The following is a 19,471-nucleotide window of genomic DNA, read 5'->3' on the forward strand; positions in this document are numbered from 1 at the left end:
GGGGGGGGGGGGCCCCCCTGCGGGGGGGGGGGGGGGGGGCCCCCGCCCCCCCCCCACGGATCCGGCCATGCGCACGGGGCGGGTCACCCGCCACGAGGTGCTGGCGTGGATCGCGAGGATGGTCGCTTCCATGCTCTTGGCCCAGGCCAGCAGCTTTTCGGCGTTGGCCTGTTCCAGCGCCACGCTCTGGGTCAGGGCGCCGATCTGGGCGTCGGCATGCATCTTTTCCCTGGCCGCCTGCTCGGCGCGGGCATGGGCCGCGTCCAGCATGTCCCGCAGTTCGCGGACCTGCTCGTGCGCGTCGCGCAGGGCTTCGCCGGCGGCGCCGCCGGCGCGCCAGGCCGCATCCAGGTGGTGCGAAATGTAGGCGTCGAACACATTGGGCTGGATGCCGAACTTGTCCACCAGTTCCGGATGCTCCTGCGCCACGTAGTAGCGGTTCAGGCCATCGAACCAGACGTAGCGGTAGCCCTGCCCGGTGACCAGCGGCTCCCAGCTGTCGTGGTTGGTGGCGCGGCTGTTCGGCAGGGTCGCTTCGATCACCAGGATCCACGGGCGCCAGCGCGCGAAGTCCATCCCGCGCAGCACCTCGCCCTCGAAGCCTTCGACATCGATCTTCAGGAAGTGGATGTCCCCGTGCACGTGCTCGGCGCACACCGAGGCCAGGGTGCGCACCGGCACCGTCAGCTCGGCGATGGCGTGGCCTTCGGCGCGGTGCTGCTCGGCCACCGCGGCGTCCGGCGAGGCCCAGCCGCGCACGTCCGGGACGTCGTACAAGGTCAGTTCGCCGTCCCGCGCGCCGGCCGCGACCGCCAGGTTGACGTCGCGCGGGCGCTGCGCCAGGAAGGCCTGGTGGAAGGAGGGCAGGGGTTCGATGCTGATGCCGCGCCAGCCGCGGTCGTAGAAGGCCTTGGTGACCGAATGCTCGACCGGGTCGTTGGCGCCGACGTCGATGTAGAAGCCGCCCTGCACGTGGCCGAGGGCGCGCCACAGCAGCACGTCCTCGTTGTTCTGGGCGTAGGAGAGGAAGTAGTCGTGCTTCATGCGGTGGTGTCCCCGAACAGGCGGCCGAAGCCGGCGCGGCGCGCCAGCGCGGCCGCCGCCGAAGGCTTGTCGTAGACGAACAGCAGCACCAGCGCCTGGGCCAGCAAGTCCTGCGTGCTCGCGGTTTCGCGCACGAACACGGCGTCGCCCCAGCCGAGACGGTCGCGCGAGCGGTGGCCGCCGCCGTCGACGCTGGGATAGCGGCACAGCGAATGGAAGTCCAGCAGGTGGAAGCCGGCCGACCGCAGCAGGATCTCGATCTCCGAGAACAGGGCCTGGCCGGCATAGATCGGCGCGAAGGCCACTTCGCAGTGCACGACGTTGGTGCGCGCCAGCACGGCGCTCGCATGGCGCAGCACCGGCAATTCGAAGCCCTGGATGTCGAGCTTCAGGAAGTCGACCGCCTCGAGGTCCGCCAGCACCTCGTCCAGGCGGCTGGTCGCGACCTGCTCGGTGCGCAGGGTGTGCAGGTGGTCCAGGTCGCGCAGCTGGCTGGTGAGCTCGCGGTTGAAGGGCAGCAGCGAAGAGGTGGCGTCGTCGCTGTTGATGTGGAAGGTGTGCGTGCCGCCGTCGCCGATGAAGGTCGGATGGAGGGTGACCCGGCTGTCCGGATTGCGCAGGCGGCTGGCCGCGATCTTTTCCTGCTGCGGCTCGAAGCCGACGATGCGGTAGGGCAGGCCCTGGCGCGTCAGCGGCGCATAAATGTGCTCCTCGGTCTCGAGTTCCTGGGCGCCGATGTCGACCACGGTCAGCGGGCGCGCCAGCAGGCCGGCGGCCTCGCCGGCGATGCGGCGCTTGAGCGCATCCAGGCTGCCCTCGGTGCCGTGGCCGAGGCGGTATTCCTCGGAATCCATCAGCGCCGCGACGAGCTCCTGGGCCCCGGCGCCTTCGGCCAGGCGCGCGCTCCAGTAGGCCCGGCCGGCGGGGTCGGGTTCGCGGCCCAGGAAGCCCCGGTACAGGCTGCGCACGATGGCATGATGGGTTGCGCTGGTATCTGGCATGGGTTCTCGTTAATGGGCTCTTGTTAGTGACTCAGCGGACGCTGAACTGCAGCTGCGGATGCAGGTTGACCAGGCCGCCCCAGGTGATGGAGGCGGGATTCGGGGCCACCACGAAGCTGTGCACCTCGTGCAGGTAGTTCAGCACGTTCTCGAACGAGCCTTCGCCATGGCCGCCGGCGCCCAGGCCGACGGTGAGGGTGTATTCGTCCGGGAACAGGTTCAGGTTCAGGGAAAAGCCGGCGCTCAGCACCGCGCCGGCGGCGGCCGGCCCCGGCGCGCGCCGCATGCAATAGCTGTTGGTCTCGAACAGCACGGCGCCGAAGCGGTTGCGGATCTTGAAGCCGACATGCGGGTCGGCCACGTCCTGGTGCAGCAGGTAGTCGATCTGCAGGGTCGCCGGCTCGTCCGCCACCAGGGTCGTGCGCTCGTGGCCGTGGCGGTCCAGCAGGCGCACGCCGACGCAGTCGGCGGCGGCGGTGGTGATGCTGCCGGTCTTGCCCGCGAGCGCCGTCATGTGGGCCCGTTCGAGGGGCTGGACGGGGGCGGTGTGGATCCGGATCGCGTCCGGCGCCTGGTCGGCCCGTCCCAGCAGCTCGGCCTGGTACAGGTCGAGGGCGTCGGCCGGCGCGCCGTCGAAGGCGATGCGGCCGCCGCGCAGGAAGATGCAGCGGTCGCAGATGTTCAGGATGGTGCCGGCGCTGTGCGACACGAACAGCAGGGTGGTGCCGGCCTGGATGAAGCGCTCGATGCGGGCGTAGCATTTCTGCTGGAAGAACACGTCGCCCACGGCCAGCGCCTCGTCCACGATCAGGATGTCGGGGCGCACGCAGGTGGCCACGCTGAAGGCCAGGCGCACCTGCATGCCGCTCGAGTAGACCCGCACCGGCTGGTCGATGTAGTCGCCGATGTCGGCGAACTCGAGGATGTCGGCCATCCTCGCTTCGATCTCTTCCAGCTTCAGCCCCAGCAGCTGGCCGGCCAGCACGGCGTTCTGGCGTCCCGTGAAGTCGGGATGGAAGCCCATGCCCAGCTCCAGCAGGGCGGCCACGCGGCCTTCCAGGCCGACGGCGCCGCAGGTGGGCTGGGTGGTGCCGGTGATCAGCTTGAGCAGAGTGCTCTTGCCGGCGCCGTTGACGCCGATCAGGCCGACCGCCTCGCCCGGCCGGATGGCGAAGCTGATGTCCTGCAGCACCCACTTGAGCGCATGGCGCGGCCCGCCCGGCAGCACCCAGTCGGCCACCCGCGCCCAGCGCGAGCGGTATTGTTTATAGGCCTTGCCCAGGCCCTGTGCGACGATTGTGCCCATGACTGCGCCCATTACAGTTCGTCCACCATTTCGCCGGCGCGCTTGCGGAACATGCGCAGTCCCAGCACGCACAGCAGCAGGGCCAGGACCAGCACCGGCGCCAGGCCGCGCCAGGCCGGCCATGCGCCGCGCACCAGGATGTCCTGGCAGGCCGCGATCACGGGAAACATCGGATTCCAGGCCAGCAGCCCGCGCACGTGCTCCGGCAGGATCGAGGCCGGGTAGACGATGGGCGTGAACCAGAACCAGAACTGCATGGCGATGCCCATGAACTGGCCGACGTCGCGGAAGAAGACGTTCAGGATCCCGCTGACCATGCCGATGCCCAGGGCCAGCAGCACCATCAGCAGCAGGACCGGGAGCAGGGCGGCGTAGGCCGGGCCGGGGAAGTTGCCGCTGGCGAGGAGGAAGACGGTGAACAGGCCGAAGATGATGCCGAAGTTGACCAGCGCGTTCAGCACCGCGATGACGGGCAGGGCGATGCGCGGGAAGCTGACTTTCTTGAGTAGTTCGGCTTGCTCGATGAACATGTTTTGGCCGCGCGCGACGATTTCGGCGAACAAGCCCCAGGTGAGGATGCCGGCGCACAGGTAGACCGAATAGGCCAGGCTGGATTCGCTGCCGGGCAGGCGGGCGCGCATCACCTCGGCGAAGATCACCGTGTACACCAGGATCATGGCCAGTGGACTGAGCAGCGACCAGAGCGCGCCCAGGATGGCGTTCGCGTATTTCGACTGGAACTCGCGCTTCACGCTGCCCAGCACGAAACCGCGGTAGGTCCACAGGCTTCGCAGCATCAGGGGCATCATGGGTTGATCGGCGCGGCAGGCGCCTCGAAAGAAGGCGTGGTAGTTGTCGTCATCATAAGCAAGGCCGGGTGGGCGAAAAAATTATACTCCACGGTCCTGTTGTCTTATTGTCCAATTGTAACGAATTGTCCAAGCGTGCGACACATTCCCACCCTATCCGAATGACGTCTCTTATTAAGAATTCCTTCTTGATGACTTGGCAAGCTTAACCTAGTATCGGCGAGCCGGACTAACTAATACTTACACATCAGGCGGGAGTCCAACATGGGAAACAGCATCGATCAGCTTCGTAGAAGAACAGCCGCACAGGCCGCCGCGCTGCTGGCGCTCTGCCTGCCGGCCGCGGCCTTCGCCGCCGGCCAGCCGGCCCGCAAGCCGGTCTCCACCAATGCGGCGGACACCCAGTACATCGAGCGCGGCCGCTACCTGGTGCGCATCGCCGGCTGCAACGACTGCCATACGGCGGGCTATGCGCAGACCGCGGGGCAGGTGCCGGAAAAAGAATGGTTGCTCGGCGACCAGCTCGGCTTTCGCGGCCCCTGGGGCACAACCTACCCGGCCAACCTGCGCATGACGATGACGGCCCTCGGCGAAGACGACTGGATCAAGGCTGCCCAGACCGTCAAGCTGCGGCCGCCCATGCCCTGGTTCGCGCTGCGCGACATGGACAAGGAAGACCTGCGCGCGATCTACCGCTTCGTGCGCCACCTCGGGCCGGCCGGCAAGCCGGCGCCGGCCTATCTGCCGCCGGGCCAGGCGCCGGCCGGGCCGGCGGTCCAGTTCCCGGGGCCGCCGCCGGGGGCTGCGGCCGCTCTGAAATAAACGGTCTGCCTCCCGGTAGCGCCCGTCCACGTCTCCTCAAGCTCCCCCGCCCGTACTTACGGGCGGCGGCACCGCACGTCCGTCAATCGGATCCCGCACAATAATATTGTAGAATATGCAATGAATTGTGACGTGCGTCACAAGCTCCGCGGCTTTTACGCCATAATGCGCCGTGCTCTAATTTCTGGCGGGAAGTTCCCGCCATGTCAGCTTCCGAACGCGCCATACCGATGACGCATCACAGATGACGCATCACAGATGAAACTCTTAGACGATAAAACCGAAATCGGCCGCGTCCTGCTGGCCTTCAAGCGCACGTTCTGGACGATCGGCACCTTCAGCGCCATCATCAACCTCCTGATGCTGGTGCCCTCGATCTACATGCTGCAGGTCTACGACCGGGTCCTGGCCAGCCGCAACGAGATCACACTCCTGATGCTGACCCTGCTGATGCTGGGCGCCTTCCTGTTCATGGGAGCGCTGGAGACCATCCGCGCCTTCGTGCTGGTGCGGGTGGGCGCGCGCTTCGACATGATGCTCAACAAGCGCATCTATACCGCCTCCTTCGAGCAGAGCCTGAAGCAGGCCGGCGCGAACGGCGGCCAGGCCCTGAACGACCTGACCAGCCTGCGCCAGTTCCTGACCGGGAACGCGCTGTTCGCCTTCTTCGACGCGCCCTGGTTCCCGATCTACCTGATCGTCATCTTCTTCTTCGAGCCCACCCTGGGCCTGTTCGCCCTGGGCGGCACCATCATCCTGGTGGCGCTGGCCTATATCAACGAGCGCGTCACCAAGAAGCCGCTGTCGGAAGCGAACACCATGGCGATCGCGGCCAGCACCCTGGCCACCAACAACCTGCGCAACGCCGAAGTGATCGAATCGATGGGCATGCTGCCCAACCTGATCGGCCGCTGGTTCAAGATGCACGGCAAGTTCCTGAACCTGCAGGCCGACGCCAGCCAGAAGGCCGGCGTCATCGGCGCCGCCACCAAGTTCGTGCAGACCGCGCTGCAGTCCCTGGTGCTCGGCTTCGGCGCCTTGCTGGTGCTGGAAAACCGGATCACGCCGGGCATGATGATCGCCGCCTCGATCCTGGTCGGCCGCACCCTGCAGCCGGTGCAGCAGGTGATCGCGGTGTGGAAGAGCGTGAGCACGGTGCGCAGCGCCTACGAGCGCCTGACCAAGCTGCTGGAAGCCAATCCCGCGCGCGAAGCCGGCATGGCGCTGCCCCGTCCCCAGGGCGTGCTGACCGTGGAAGGCGTGACCGCGGCGCCCCCTGGCATGCGCAACCCGATCGTCAAGAACGTCAGCTTCGGCATCCAGCCGGGCGACGTGCTGGGCGTCATCGGCCCCAGCGGCTCGGGCAAGTCGACCCTGGCGCGCCTGCTGGTGGGCGTCTGGCCGGCCATGATGGGCAAGGTGCGCCTGGACGGCGCCGACGTCCACCACTGGAACAAGGCCGAACTCGGGCCCTACCTGGGCTACCTGCCGCAGGACATCGAACTGTTCGGCGGCACCGTCAGCGAAAACATCGCGCGCTTCGGCGAAGTCGATGCGGAGAAGGTGGTGGAAGCGGCCAAGCGCGCCGGCGTGCACGACCTGATCCTGCATTTCCCGGAAGGCTACGACACCAAGCTGGGCGACGGCGGCGCCGGCCTGTCCGGCGGCCAGAAGCAGCGCATCGGCCTGGCGCGCGCGATGTACGGCGACCCTTCGCTGATCGTGCTCGACGAACCGAACTCCAACCTGGACGACGCCGGCGAGCAGGCCCTGGTGGCGGCGATCGCCGACCTGCGCCAGCGCGGCAAGACCATCGTCCTGATCACCCACCGGCCGAGCGCGATCGGCGTCACCACCAAGCTGCTCCTGATGCGCGAAGGCAGCGTCCATATGTTCGGGCCGACCCAGCAGGTGCTGGCGGCGCTGGCGGAAGCCAATACCAAGGCCATGCAGGCGGCCCAGGCCGCGCAGGCCGCGGCCCAGGGCCGGCAGCCGGCTCCGGCGGCCCCGGCGGCCAGCGGAGGATCGAATCCATGAACTTGCTGAAGAACGAGACCGCGGAAGTCGTCGCCCACGACGTGACTCCGCTCGAAGTCAACACCGATGCGCGCGCCTTCAGCCGCATGGGCTGGCTGATCGTGCTGCTGGGCGTCGGCGGCTTCCTGCTGTGGGCGCTGCTGGCGCCGCTGGACAAGGGCGTGCCCCTGAGCGGCACGGTGGCGGCCGAGAGCAACCGCCAGGCGGTCCAGCATCTGGCCGGCGGCACCATCCAGCAGCTGCTGGTGCGCGACGGCGACGTGGTCAAGCAGGGCCAGGTCCTGGTGCGCATGAACCCGGTCACCGCCCAGTCGGCGGTCGAGGTCACCGAGACCCAGTACCTGACCGCGCTGGCCCACGTGGCGCGCCTGGAAGCCGAGCGCGACGGCAAGAAGAAGATCGTCTTCCCCGACGAGCTGCTCAAGCGCCGCAGCGAGCCGCGCGTCTCCGAGCTGATGAGCCTGCAGGAACAGCTGCTGCTGTCGCGCCAGGGTTCGCTGCAGAACGAAGTGGGCGGCCTGGACGAAAGCATCGCCGGCCTCAAGCTGCAGGTGGCCGGCCTGCAGGAATCGCGCGACAGCAAGAAGGAGCAGGTCGCCATCCTCAAGGAACAGCTGGCCGGCATGCGCGACCTGGCCAGGGAAGGCTATGTCGCCCGCAACCGCCTGCTCGACCTGGAGCGCACCTACGCCCAGCTGGGCGGGGCGATTTCCGAGGATATCGGCAACATCGGCCGCTCCCAGCGCCAGGTGACGGAGCTGAGCCTGCGCCGCGCCCAGCGCCTGCAGGAATACCAGAAGGAAGTGCGCACCCAGCTGTCGGACTACCGCAAGGAAGCCGACGCCCATCGCGCGCGCCTGCAAGCCCAGCGCTTCGAACTGGGCAATGTCGAGGTCAGGGCGCCGGCCAGCGGCACGGTGGTCAACCTGGCCGTGTTCACCAACGGCGGCGTGGTGCCTCCCGGCTTCAAGCTGATGGAAATCGTGCCCAGCGGCGCGCCGCTGATCGTCGACGGCCAGCTGCCGACCAACCTGGTCGACAAGGTGCGTCCGGGCCTGCCGGTCGAGCTGATCTTCTCGGCCTTCAACACCAACAAGACCCCGCACATCGAGGGCGAGCTGACCCATGTCTCGGCCGACCGCAGCGTCGACGAGCGCACCGGCTTCCCCTATTACAAGGTGCACGTCAAGGTGACGCCGGAAGGGGCGCGCAAGATCGCCCAGCACAAGATGGACATCCGTCCCGGCATGCCGGTGGAACTGTTCGTCAAGACCGGCGAGCGCACCATGATGAACTATCTGCTCAAACCCATCGTCGACCGCGCCCATTCGGCGCTCAGTGAGGACTGACATGCGCGCGACCTTCGCTATTCGCGCCGGTGCCGTGGGCCTCTTGCTGTCGCTGTCGGCGGGCGGCGCCGGCGCCGTCACCCTGCAGCAGGCCTACGAGGCCGCGCTGAAGCACGACCCGCAGTTCCGCATGCGCTTCTACGAAAACGAATCCGGCAAGGAGCTGAGCAAGCTAGGACGCGCGCAGCTGCTGCCGAATATCGCCGGCAGCTTTTCCTACGGCAAGAACGTGGCCGACCAGGAATTCGCGCGCATCGGCGCGGCGCCGGTCGTGACCCATCCCAAATACACCAGCCGCTCAGGCGTGGTGCAGCTGCGCCAGCCGCTGTTCAACCTGGACGCGATCATGCGCTACCGCCAGGGCAAGGTGCAGAGCGCCCAGAGCGGCGAGCTGTACGAGGCCGGCATCGACGAGGTGTCGGTGCGGGTGGTGAGTTCCTACCTGGACGTGCTGTTCGCCCAGGACCAGCTGGCGCTGGCGCGGGTGCAGCGCGACGCCCACCTGGAGCAGCAGAAGGTCAACCAGCGCCTGTTCGAAAAAGGCGAGGGCACCAAGACCGACATGCTGGAAACCCAGGCCCGGCTCGACCTGGCCGAAGCCCAGCTGATCGAATCCCAGGACAACCTGAAGGCCGCGCGCGAGACCCTGGAAGGGGTGATCGGCATGGATCCGGGCGAGCTGGAGCGCCTGGGCGACGATTTTCGCCCGCCGGCCCTGAACCCGTCCTCGTTCGAGGAATGGAGCAAGCTGGCGCTGGCGCGCAACAACCAGCTGGCGGCCGCCCGCCTGGCGGTCGAGAACGCGCGCCTGGACATCGGCCGCAACAAGGCCGGCCACCTGCCGCGCGTCGATTTCGTGGCCGTTTACAGCAAGGCCGACAGCGAAACCCTGAACTTCCTGGGCCAGGAAAACACCAACCGCCAGCTCGGCGTGCAGGTGAATATTCCGATCTATTCCGGCGGCGCCGTCAGCGCCAGCACGCGCCAGGCCGCGGCCAGCTACGGCCGGGCGCAGGCGGAACTGGATTCGCTGACCAACCAGACCCTGGTTGAGTTGCGAAAAGCCCACAGCCTGGTGACCAGCAGCGGACGCAAGATCGACGCCCTGATCAAGGCGGTCGAGTCGGGAAAGCTCCTGATGACCGCCACCGAGCAGAGCATCAAGGGCGGGGTGCGCATCAACCTCGACCTGCTCAACGCCCAGCAGCAGCTGTTCACCAGCCAGCGCGACCTGGCCCAGGCGCGCTACACCTACCTCGTCGGCTTGATGCGCCTGCGCGCGGCGGCCGGCACTCTGGAAAACGACGCGATCCGCGAGATCGCCGCCTACTTCCGCTGATCTTTCCGCATTCTCCGGAAACTCATCCATTGGCCCGTAGGGCGAACCCGGCAGTATCCGGGTTCGCCGTATGGCTGAGTTCTGTCGGTATTTATCTGCAGTTAACTTGCTGCTATCTTTTGGGAAATATCGCTCAAAAGAAAGCATCTCACGCACTCTTCAGTTGTTTGCGCCGCTTTTTTGATGGTTGGAGTAGCATCGGCTCTACCAAACTTAAGGAGGCTCAAAATGGCAGACAGTAATGCAATCGCAGTGCAGAAACTCTATGTGGCCTACTTCGGCCGTCCGGCGGATCCGGGCGGCCTGAATTACTGGTTGAATGCACTGAGCTACAACCCCAACGCCCTGCTCGAGATTTCGCGCCAGTTCGGGCTGTCGCAAGAATACCGCGACGAGTATGCGGGCATGACCAATCGCCAGATCGTCAGCAAGGTCTACGAGAACCTGTTCGCGCGCGAGGCGGACACGGGCGGCTTGAATTACTGGACCGACCTGATGGACCGCGGCGTGATCACGATCGACTACATCGTGACCGACGTGTCGCGAGCGGCGGCCGGCAACAGCGACGGCTTCCTCCTGAACGGCAAGGCCTCGGCGGCGCACACCTTCACCACCCGTCTCGACCAGCCGAACGAAGTCGCGGCCTATGCGGGCGAGGCTGCGATCAATGTCGCGGTCGATTTCGTCACGTCGGTGAAGGATATCCAGAGCGCGGCCGCAGGCAACGACCCGGGCTATGTGGATACCTGGATCACCAAGATGATGTCGCCGCCGACCGGCATGGACGACATCACGATTGTAGGCAGCCCGACCGGTTTCTGACTGACTTAGCTGATTCTGCTTAGCTGTTCCTGAATTCGCACGGACCTGGCGTCCGCGCAAACGTGAAAGAATATTTCAAACGCTGTGCCGCGTTGAAAGAAACTCACGCAAACTGCATCATGCAGCTGCACCTTGCCCGGAGGCCGCTTCTCCCGCGGTCTCCGGCGCGCAATGCGGGCAAGACACTCCCACCACATACTGCGGCGACAATTGCTGGCGCGGCGTCACCACGGCGCGGCAGGCGAAGCATTGGGCGGTTTCGGTCGGTTCCAGCTTGGGATTGAGGGCGGTGCGGTAGTCGAACACGAAGCAGTCGCCCGTGTAGTGGTCGCCGCCGACTTCCTCGAAATACTTCAGGATGCCGCCTTCGAGCTGGTAAACACGGTCGTAGCCGATGTTTTTCATGTGGATCGCCGCTTTTTCGCAGCGGATGCCGCCGGTGCAGAAGGTGACGACGGTCTTGCCGGCCAGCTCATCCTTGTGCTGGGCCGCGACTTCCGGGAATTCGGTGAACTTGTCGATGCGGTAGTCGAGCGTGTTGTTGAAGGTGCCGACATCGACCTCGAAGGCATTGCGGGTTTCCATCATCACCACCGGCACGCCCTCGTCGTCGTGGCCCTGGTCGAGCCAGCGCTTGAGCGTCTGCGGATCGACCGAGGGTGCACGGCCGAGTTCCGGCTTGATCAGGGGCATGCGCATGGTGATGATCTCTTTCTTGATCTTCACCAGCATGCGCTTGTGCGACTGCTCGGCCGACAGGCTTTCCTTCCACTCCAGGTCCGCCAGGCGGGCGTCACTGCGCACCCAGGCCAGGTACTGGTCGATGTGCTCGCGCGTACCCGAGAGGAACATGTTGATGCCTTCCGGGGTCAGCAGCACGGTGCCCTTCAGGCCCAGTTCGTTGCACAGGTCCTGGTATTGCGGACGCAGCTCTTCCAAGTTGTCGAGCGTGACGAATTTGTAGGCGGCGATGTTGACGTACTGGGTGGACATGGCGGATACGCGGTGAAAAGTCAAGGCGATATTATAAGGCAGGGTGGGGTGCATGCCGCTGGGTCAGGGCATTCTTGGTCGGTTGGCGTACTCGGCAAGCAACAATGTTGCTGGATGGTATGCACGCCCGTTGTCGTGTTTATAAGCAACAGCCAGACCCGCGTATTGCTTCATCGCACCGCCCGAGCAAGGTAAAATGTCAGGATGACCTCCCCGATCTTCACCCACCTGCGTGTCCACTCCGAGTACTCCATCGTCGACGGCCTGGTCCGTATTGACGAGCTGGTGGGCGCGGCCGCCAAGGACCAGCAGCCAGCGCTGGCCGTTACCGACCTGGCCAACACGTTCTGCCTGGTGCGCTTCTACAAGGCGGCGCGCGGCAAGGGGATCAAGCCGATCGTCGGGGTCGACGCCTGGATCACCAACGACGACAACCGCGACAAACCTTTCCGCCTGCTGATCCTGGCCAAGAACCGCACCGGCTACCTGCAGCTGTGCGACCTGCTGTCCAAGGCCTGGCTCACCAACCAGTACAAGGGCAGGGCGGAGATCCGCGTCGAATGGCTCGAAGCCCTGGCCACCAGCGTTTCGACCCTGGAACCGGAGACCCCGCAGCACGACGCCCTGATCGTGCTCTCGGGCGCCCACTTCGGCGACATCGGCCAGGCCATCGACAACGGCGACCTGGCCAAGGCGGAAGCCGCGGCCCAGCGCTGGGCGCGCATCTTCCCCGGCCACTTCTACATCGAGATCCAGCGCGCCGGCCAGCCCAACCAGGAGCAGCAGGTGCGCCACTCGGTGGCGCTGGCCTCGCGCCTCGGCCTGCCGGTGGTGGCCACCCACCCGGTGCAGTTCCTCAGCAAGGACGAATTCATCGCCCACGAAGCGCGCGTCTGCATCGCCGAGGGCGAGATGCTGGCCAACGCCAAGCGCGTGCGCCGCTTCAACGAAGAGATGTGCTTCAAGTCGCAGGAAGAGATGGCGCGCCTGTTCGCCGACCTGCCGGGCGCGCTCGCCAACTCGGTGGAGATCGCCAAGCGCTGCAACGTCACCCTCACCCTGGGCAAGCCGCAGCTGCCGAACTTCCCGACCCCGGGCATGACCATCGACGAATACCTGGTGGCCGAGACCAAGAAGGGCCTGGAGGAGCGCCTGGTGCAGCTCTACCCGGATCCGGTACAGCGCGAGAAGGAGCGCCCCCGCTACGAAGCGCGCCTGGAGTTCGAGAACCAGACGATCATCAACATGAAGTTCCCTGGATACTTCCTGATCGTTGCGGAGTTCATCCAGTGGGGCAAGAACAACGGCGTGCCGATCGGTCCGGGCCGCGGCTCGGGCGCCGGCTCGCTGGTCGCCTACGCGCTCAAGATCACCGACCTCGACCCGCTCAAGTACAACCTGCTGTTCGAACGCTTCCTGAACCCGGAACGCGTCTCGATGCCCGACTTCGACATCGACTTTTGCCAGGAAAAGCGCGAACTGGTGATCCAGCACGTGAAAGACCTGTACGGCCGCGACGCGGTGTCGCAGATCGCGACCTTCGGCACCATGGCGGCCAAGGGCGCGATCCGCGACGTCGGCCGCGTGCTCGATTTCGGCTACAACTTCTGCGACGGCGTCTCCAAGCTGATTCCCTTCAAGCCGGGCAAGCAGGTCTCGATCGCCGAGGCGATCGAAGAGGAACCGCTGCTCAAGGAGCGCCTCGAGAACGAGGAAGAGGTCAAGCAGCTGCTCGAGCTGGCGCAGCAGGTGGAAGGCATCACCCGTAACATCGGCATGCACGCCGGCGGCGTGCTGATCGCCCCCGGCAAGCTGACCGATTTCTGCCCGCTCTACACCCAGTCCGGCGACTCGGGCGTGGTCTCGCAATACGACAAGGACGACGTGGAAGCCGTCGGCCTGGTGAAGTTCGACTTCCTGGGCCTGACCACCCTGACCATCCTCGACCGCGCGGTCAACTACATCCGCGCGCTCGACCCGGCCGACGCCGACTTCAACCTCGAAACCTTGCCGCTCACCGACCGGCCGTCGTACAAGCTGCTCTCCGACGCCAAGACGGTCGCGATCTTCCAGCTTGAATCGCGCGGCATGCAGGGCATGCTGAAGGATGCGCGCCCCGACCGCTTCGAGGACATCATCGCGCTGGTGGCGCTCTACCGCCCGGGCCCGATGGACCTGATTCCCGACTTCTGCAAGCGCAAGCACGGCGAGAAGTTCGACTACCCCGATCCGCGCACCGAGTCCATCCTGTCCGAGACCTACGGCATCATGGTCTACCAGGAGCAGGTGATGCAGATGGCGCAGATCGTGGGCGGCTATTCGCTCGGCGGCGCGGACATGCTGCGCCGCGCGATGGGCAAGAAGAAGGCCGAGGAGATGGCCGAGCACCGCGCGATCTTCCGCGCCGGCGCCGCCAAGGACGGCCTGTCGCAAGAGAAGGCCGACGAGATCTTCGACTTGATGGAGAAGTTCGCGGGCTACGGCTTCAACAAGTCGCACGCCGCCGCCTACGCGCTGCTGTCCTACCACACGGCCTACCTCAAGGTCCATCACACCGCCGCGTTCATGGCAGCCAACATGTCGCTGGCCATGGAAGACACGGACAAGATCAAGATCCTGGTCGAGGACGCGATCGACGTCTGCAAGCTGACCATCCTGCCGCCGGACGTCAACGAATCGCATTTCCGCTTCACCCCGGAAGGCCCGCCGCGCTCCGTCACCGGCAAGCAGGTGGCCAACATCCGCTACGGCCTGGGCGGCGTGAAGGGCGCCGGCCAGGGCGCGATCGAGGCGATCATCGCGGCGCGCGAATCGGGCGGCAGGTTCAAGGACCTGTTCGACTTCTGCAAGCGCGTGGACCGCAAGCAGATCAACCGCCGCACCGTCGAATCCCTCATTCGGGCGGGCGCGATGGACTGCTTCGGCGTCGACCGCGCGGTCTTGCTGGCATCGGTCGGCTTCGCCATCGAAGTGGCGGACCAGGCGGCCGCCTCGGCCAACCAGGTCAGCCTGTTCGGCGGCGACGACAGCGACCTGGTGGCCCCGCCGGAATACGTCAAGGCCACGCCCTGGACCGACCGCCAGAAGCTGGCGGAGGAAAAGATCGCGCTCGGCTACTACCTGTCGGGCCACATGTTCGACTCCTATGCGGCCGAGGTGCGGCGCTTCGCCAAGACCAAGCTCAAGGACCTGGAGCCCTCGCGCGATCCGCGCATGCTGTGCGGCGTGATCACCGGCGTGCGCACCCAGATGACCCAGCGCGGCAAGATCCTGATCGTCTCGCTGGACGACAAGACCGGCGTGGTCGAAGTGACCATCTACAGCGAGCTGTTCGAGGCCAACAAGAACATCTTCAAGGAAGACGAATTCCTGCTGGTGGTCGGCAAGGTGTCGGAAGACCGCTTCAACGGCGGCCTGCGCATCACCGCCGAGAAGGCGTTCGACATCGCGGCCTCGCGCATCCAGTACGGCCACAAGCTGGAGATGGACCTGGCCACCACGGTCAGCCCGGCCAAGATCGCCGAGGTGCTGCAGCCCTACCGCGTGCAGGACGGCTTGCCGGTCAGCCTGCGCATCAGCCCGCAGGGCATCGAATGCGTGATGCAGCTGGGCGACGACTGGCGCGTGGCGCCTTCCGACCAGCTCAAGCATGCGCTCGAGCTCACGCTCGGGGCGAAGGGCGTGGCGGTCGAATACTGATTCGTCCACCGCGCTTGACCGGACGGCGCGCCTGCGGGTGCGCCGTTTGCTTTTTGGTAGTTGCGGATTCGCTACACCGGTGGCACGAATCTCAGCGCCGGCACGTACGTAGCATCCACATTCCATAAATAAAATTGCCGTACTTAAACTTTAGCCATCGAGTTTCCCCGGGCGCGAACGATATATTTACAGGATAAATATGCATCCCGGGTGCCGCGCAGCCGGGACAACCTGGAGGGGAACCGATGAAATTGAGCTTTCGTACCAAACTTTTCCTGCCGCTCGTGCTCAGCTGGCTGTGCCTGCTGACCGTGGTGTCTTTCAACGTCATGCGCGACCGCAGCCTGCGCATGGAAGAGCGCAAGACCCAGCTCGGCAATGCCGGCGAGATGGCGCTCTCGATCGCCAAGGAATTCGGCGCCCTGGCCGCCTCGAAGGCCTTGCCGGAAGACGAAGCCAGGCAGCAGGCGCTGGCCCGCATCAAGGCGCTGCGCTACGGCGAGAGCGGCTACCTGCTGGTCTTCAACGACAAGCAGGTGCTGATGCATCCGATCAAGCCCGAGCTGGTCGGCGCCAGCGTCGACGCGACCAAGGACCAGGAAGGCCGTCAGGTCTACCTGGACGCCCTCAAGGCGGTGCAGGACGGCGGCCGCGGCTTCACGGAATTCGTCTGGCCCAAGCCCGGCAGCACCACGCCCGAACCCAAGCTGGCCTTCAACATCCAGTACCAGCCCTGGAACTGGACCATCATGACCGGCCTGTACGTCGACGACGTGGACGCCGCCTTCCACCGTTCGGTCGCCACCTCGGCCGTGATGCTGGCCGTGATCGGCCTGCTGCTGACCGGCGTCGTGCTGGCGGTGGTGCGCAGCATCGAGCGTTCGGTGGGCGGCGAGCCGGAAGCCGCGGCCGAGGCGGCGCGCCGTATCGCCTCGGGCGACCTGAGCGTGCCGGTGGAGATCCGTCCGGGCGACCAGCACAGCCTGATGTTCGCGATGAAGAGCATGCGCGACGCGCTGGCCGGCATCGTCAGCCAGGTGCGCAGCGGCACCGACACCATCGCCACCGCCTCCTGCCAGATCGCGGCCGGCAACCAGGACTTGTCCTCGCGCACCGAGGAGCAGGCCTCCTCGCTGGAAGAAACCGCGTCCTCGATGGAAGAGCTGACCTCGACCGTCAAGCAGAGCGCGGACAATGCGCGCGAAGCCAACGCGCTGGCGCAGTCGGCGTCCACGGTGGCCGACCGCGGCGGCGAGGTGGTGTCCCAGGTGGTGAACACCATGGCCTCGATCAACGAGTCCTCGAAGAAGGTGGTGGACATCATCGGCGTCATCGACGGCATCGCCTTCCAGACCAACATCCTGGCGCTGAACGCGGCGGTGGAAGCCGCCCGCGCCGGCGAGCAGGGCAGGGGCTTCGCGGTGGTCGCGACCGAGGTGCGCAACCTGGCGCAGCGCTCGGCGGCGGCGGCCAAGGAAATCAAGGCCCTGATCAGCGACTCGGTCGCCAAGGTGGACGACGGCGCGCGCCTGGTCGACCAGGCCGGCACGACCATGAAGGACATCGTCGACAGCGTGCAGCGCGTGACCTCGATCATCGGCGAGATCATGGTGGCGACGCAGGAACAGACCCTGGGGATCGAGCAGATCAACCAGGCGATCGGGCAGATGGACCAGGTGACGCAGCAGAATGCGTCGCTGGTCGAGGAAGCGGCGGCGGCGTCGGAGACCATGCAGCACCAGGCGGCGCAGCTGGCCGAGGTGGTGAGCGTGTTCAAGGTGGGGGATGGGGCGCGGCGTGTTGGGTCGCCTAAAGCGGTGAAGTTGATTGCTGCGTAAGTGGTGCGAAACTTGGGTCCCGGCCTGCGCGGGGACGACGTGCTTATGTACGTGTCCGAAGCCGAGGCTGTAGCCTTCCCGCTCTCTACAACAACGTCGTCCCGGCGCAGGCCGGGACCCAAGTTTGCGTGAACACCGTCAGCGCCTCCTCTTCCCCGGCACAATCTCCGCCACCCTGAACGTGGCCACCAGCAGCCACAATCCCCCCAGCGTCAGCAGCAAGCCCACCCCGGCGCTGGTCACCACCAGCGGATGATTGAAATCCGTCCGCTCCCGGTAATCCATGATGTGCAGCATCCAGAAGAAATCGAACAGCCGCCAGGTGCTGTTCCGGTGCGGCAGCACCTCGCCGGTCTGTTCCGACACGTAGATCGTGGTCGTATCGGCGTCGAGCACGTACACCCGCCACACCCGCCCGCCATGGTCGCGCACCTCCGGCGTCGACACCAGCAGCTGCGGCGCCAGCATCGGCATGTTCCCCTTGTACGAAGCGCGCGCCAGGCGCGCCGCCATGCCGGCGTCGACCCGCACGGGCTTGCCGTCGCGCGCATCCGCCAGCCAGCCGTTCTTCCCCTGCGCCAGCCGGTACACCGGCAGCTGGTCCAGCCAGCCGGTCGCGATCCGGTCCACCGGCCGCTCCTGCACAGCCAGCACCTGGCCCACCGGCAGCGCATCCGCGATCCACGGCCGCACGGCAGGCGCCGGCGCGCGGCTGTTCAGGCCATGCACCTTGTGCATGTCGAGCAGGCTCATGACCAGGCCGCTCGCGACCCATAGCAGGAACTGCAGGCCGATCACCAGGCCCAGCCACTTGTGGGCGATGCGCATCATCCGGGTCATGGCTTCTTCCTCTTGCGCAGCCACAGCACGAGCAGCCACACGCCGCTGAGCGCCATCGCGAACGCGGCGGTGGCGCTGGTGCGCAGCAGTCCGTTGTTGACGTCTTCGCGCTCCTCGTAGTCCATGATGTGCAGCATCCAGACGAAGTCGAACCAGCGCCACAGCGCATGGCGGCGCGTCACCAGTTCGCCGGTATAAGGCGAGTAGTACAGGGTCGTCGCCACCATGTCGTCGAAGTGCACGGCCCACAGCGGGGCCGGGCGGCCGCCGACTTCGCGCGGGGAGGTCGTGAGCCAGTCGATGGCGCGCAGCTCGCCCTCGCCCAGGTAGGCGGCCCTGGCGAGCGCTTCGACCTGGGCGCGGCCGAGGGGCGCGAGCGCGGCGCCGCTGGCGGCATCGGCCAACAGCACCTGCTTGCCCTGCCGGACCTCGACCACTTCGCGCCCGCCCAGCTGCTTGAAGGCGAAACCGCTCATGCCGGGATAGCGCGCCGCCAGCGCGGCCGGATCGATGCGCGGCGCATCGGCAGCCAGGGCGGGACGCCCGCCGCGCGCCAGGTGGTCGCCATGCACGATCTCGATCGGCACCACTACCATGTACAGGCCGCCCAGCACCCAGAGCAGGGCCTGGATGCCGACGACCAGGGACAGCCATTTATGGGTGCGCCGCACCCACAGGGGCAGGCGGGACGCGGCCATCAGGCGGATTCGCCCTGGTGCTCGCGCAGGCCGCGCGTGGCCTGGATGGTCTTGTCGGCGGCGCGCTGCAGGACCACCTTGCGGTTGCTCGATTCCTCGTCGCGTTTGGCCTCGCGGTGCCACAGGTGCAGCACCTCGGTGGCGAGGGCGCCGTCCTTGCGCAGCACGCCGGCATGGAACAGGCGCACCACCAGGTCGGAGTCCTCGTGGCCCCAGCCGACGAAGCTCTCGTCGAAGCCGTTGACCTTCTCCAGGTCGGCGCGCCAGACGGCCAGGTTGCAGCTCTTGATGCGGCGCCAGCTGAATTTGCGGCGGATCCGGCCCAGGTCGGGCCAGCGCAGCATCAGCTGCAGCACCTTGTTCATGTCGCCGCGCAGGCGGTAGCGCAGCTTGTCGAACCAGCCGAGCCCCGGCACGTCGATGTGCTCGGCCAGCACCTGATCGGTGAAGCGCTGGCTGAGCAGGATGCGGCTGCCCGACACCAGGAAGCCTGGCTGCGCCAGTGCGCGGTGGCGCGCGATGAAGTCGCGCTGAGGAATGCAGTCGCCGTCGAGGAAAATGATATAGTCGCCGTTTGCCGCCAGCGTGCCGCGGTTGCGCGCCATGGCGGCGCGGAAGCCTTCGTCGGGCTGCCAGACGTGCTTGAGCGGCACCGGAGCGCGCGCGCGCAGGGCGTCGATGCAGTCCCTCGTGTTGGCACCGGAGCCGTCATCGGCGATAATGATTTCAAAATTCTTGTCGTCCTGTAAAAAACAGGCTTCCACCACCGCCGTGAGGGCGTCCGGCCGGTTGTACGTCGTGATCACGACAGAGATTGTCGGTGCTTGCTGCATGGCTTCCTGAATGAATCGCTCAAGGTGGCAAGAATATCCCA

The 19,471-nt window shown here is 66.3% G+C and carries 15 protein-coding genes; 7 read left to right on the forward strand and 8 right to left on the reverse strand.

Annotated features, from left to right (window positions below):
- The 4 genes from KBW95_RS11395 to KBW95_RS11410 all read right to left on the reverse strand — a co-directional run.
- Nucleotides 1–1,044: FkbM family methyltransferase (locus tag KBW95_RS11395; RefSeq protein ID WP_211528297.1), on the reverse strand; the 1,044-nt coding region annotated here is incomplete at its 3' end.
- Entirely contained in the window at nt 1,041–2,045 is a 1,005-nt protein-coding gene (locus KBW95_RS11400; protein WP_211528298.1) for an FkbM family methyltransferase, read from the reverse strand. The genes KBW95_RS11400 and KBW95_RS11395, both read right to left, overlap by 4 nt.
- Nucleotides 2,046–2,076: 31 nt before the next feature.
- Nucleotides 2,077–3,351, reverse strand: a complete 1,275-nt coding sequence (locus KBW95_RS11405) for an ABC transporter ATP-binding protein (protein ID WP_211524630.1) — start codon at nt 3,349–3,351, stop codon at nt 2,077–2,079.
- Between the two features lie 11 nt (nt 3,352–3,362).
- Entirely contained in the window at nt 3,363–4,160 is a 798-nt protein-coding gene (locus KBW95_RS11410) for an ABC transporter permease (protein ID WP_307727647.1), read from the reverse strand.
- Nucleotides 4,161–4,424: 264 nt separating this feature from the next.
- Between KBW95_RS11410 and KBW95_RS11415 the strand changes: the two genes are divergently transcribed.
- The 5 genes from KBW95_RS11415 to KBW95_RS11435 all read left to right on the forward strand — a co-directional run bounded on the left by KBW95_RS11415 (nt 4,425) and on the right by KBW95_RS11435 (nt 10,529).
- A complete protein-coding gene (locus KBW95_RS11415; protein WP_211528299.1) occupies nt 4,425–4,982 on the forward strand; it encodes a cytochrome C in 558 nt (185 codons plus the stop codon).
- Nucleotides 4,983–5,240: 258 nt separating this feature from the next.
- Nucleotides 5,241–7,019 carry a type I secretion system permease/ATPase gene (locus KBW95_RS11420; protein WP_211524632.1) on the forward strand — a complete coding sequence of 593 codons (1,779 nt, stop codon included), beginning with the start codon at nt 5,241–5,243 and terminating at the stop codon, nt 7,017–7,019.
- Nucleotides 7,016–8,368, forward strand: coding sequence for an HlyD family type I secretion periplasmic adaptor subunit (locus KBW95_RS11425; protein ID WP_211524633.1), 1,353 nt, complete (start codon nt 7,016–7,018; stop codon nt 8,366–8,368). Before KBW95_RS11420 ends, KBW95_RS11425 begins: the two co-directional genes overlap by 4 nt.
- A gap of 1 nt (nt 8,369) precedes the next feature.
- Entirely contained in the window at nt 8,370–9,707 is a 1,338-nt protein-coding gene (locus tag KBW95_RS11430; protein WP_211528300.1) for a TolC family outer membrane protein, read from the forward strand.
- Nucleotides 9,708–9,935: 228 nt separating this feature from the next.
- The gene (locus KBW95_RS11435; protein ID WP_211524635.1) at nt 9,936–10,529 is read left to right on the forward strand and encodes a DUF4214 domain-containing protein; all 594 of its coding nucleotides are present in this window, start codon (nt 9,936–9,938) and stop codon (nt 10,527–10,529) included.
- A 117-nt stretch (nt 10,530–10,646) separates the two neighbouring features.
- Here the strand turns inward: KBW95_RS11435 and KBW95_RS11440 are convergent, their stop codons facing one another.
- Nucleotides 10,647–11,522: a sulfurtransferase gene (locus KBW95_RS11440; RefSeq protein ID WP_211524636.1), complete on the reverse strand. Its 876-nt coding sequence runs from the start codon at nt 11,520–11,522 to the stop codon at nt 10,647–10,649.
- Between the two features lie 204 nt (nt 11,523–11,726).
- Here KBW95_RS11440 and dnaE point away from each other — a divergent pair, with 204 nt between their 5' ends.
- Both dnaE and KBW95_RS11450 read left to right on the forward strand, forming a co-directional pair.
- A complete protein-coding gene (gene dnaE, locus KBW95_RS11445; RefSeq protein ID WP_211524637.1) occupies nt 11,727–15,221 on the forward strand; it encodes a DNA polymerase III subunit alpha in 3,495 nt (1,164 codons plus the stop codon).
- A gap of 245 nt (nt 15,222–15,466) precedes the next feature.
- A complete protein-coding gene (locus tag KBW95_RS11450) occupies nt 15,467–17,059 on the forward strand; it encodes a methyl-accepting chemotaxis protein (protein ID WP_211524638.1) in 1,593 nt (530 codons plus the stop codon).
- Between the two features lie 138 nt (nt 17,060–17,197).
- Here the strand turns inward: KBW95_RS11450 and KBW95_RS11455 are convergent, their stop codons facing one another.
- The 3 genes from KBW95_RS11455 to KBW95_RS11465 are packed head-to-tail and all read right to left on the reverse strand — an operon-like array spanning nt 17,198 to nt 19,430.
- Entirely contained in the window at nt 17,198–17,899 is a 702-nt protein-coding gene (locus tag KBW95_RS11455) for a PepSY domain-containing protein (RefSeq protein ID WP_211524639.1), read from the reverse strand.
- Nucleotides 17,896–18,597 carry a PepSY domain-containing protein gene (locus tag KBW95_RS11460; RefSeq protein WP_211524640.1) on the reverse strand — a complete coding sequence of 234 codons (702 nt, stop codon included), beginning with the start codon at nt 18,595–18,597 and terminating at the stop codon, nt 17,896–17,898. Before KBW95_RS11460 ends, KBW95_RS11455 begins: the two co-directional genes overlap by 4 nt.
- Nucleotides 18,597–19,430 carry a glycosyltransferase family 2 protein gene (locus KBW95_RS11465; RefSeq protein ID WP_211528301.1) on the reverse strand — a complete coding sequence of 278 codons (834 nt, stop codon included), beginning with the start codon at nt 19,428–19,430 and terminating at the stop codon, nt 18,597–18,599. Before KBW95_RS11465 ends, KBW95_RS11460 begins: the two co-directional genes overlap by 1 nt.
- Nucleotides 19,431–19,471: the final 41 nt, after the last annotated feature.

It is taken from the genome of Massilia sp. ZL223 (assembly GCF_018119395.1).
In the GTDB taxonomy this organism is placed as follows: domain Bacteria; phylum Pseudomonadota; class Gammaproteobacteria; order Burkholderiales; family Burkholderiaceae_D; genus Telluria.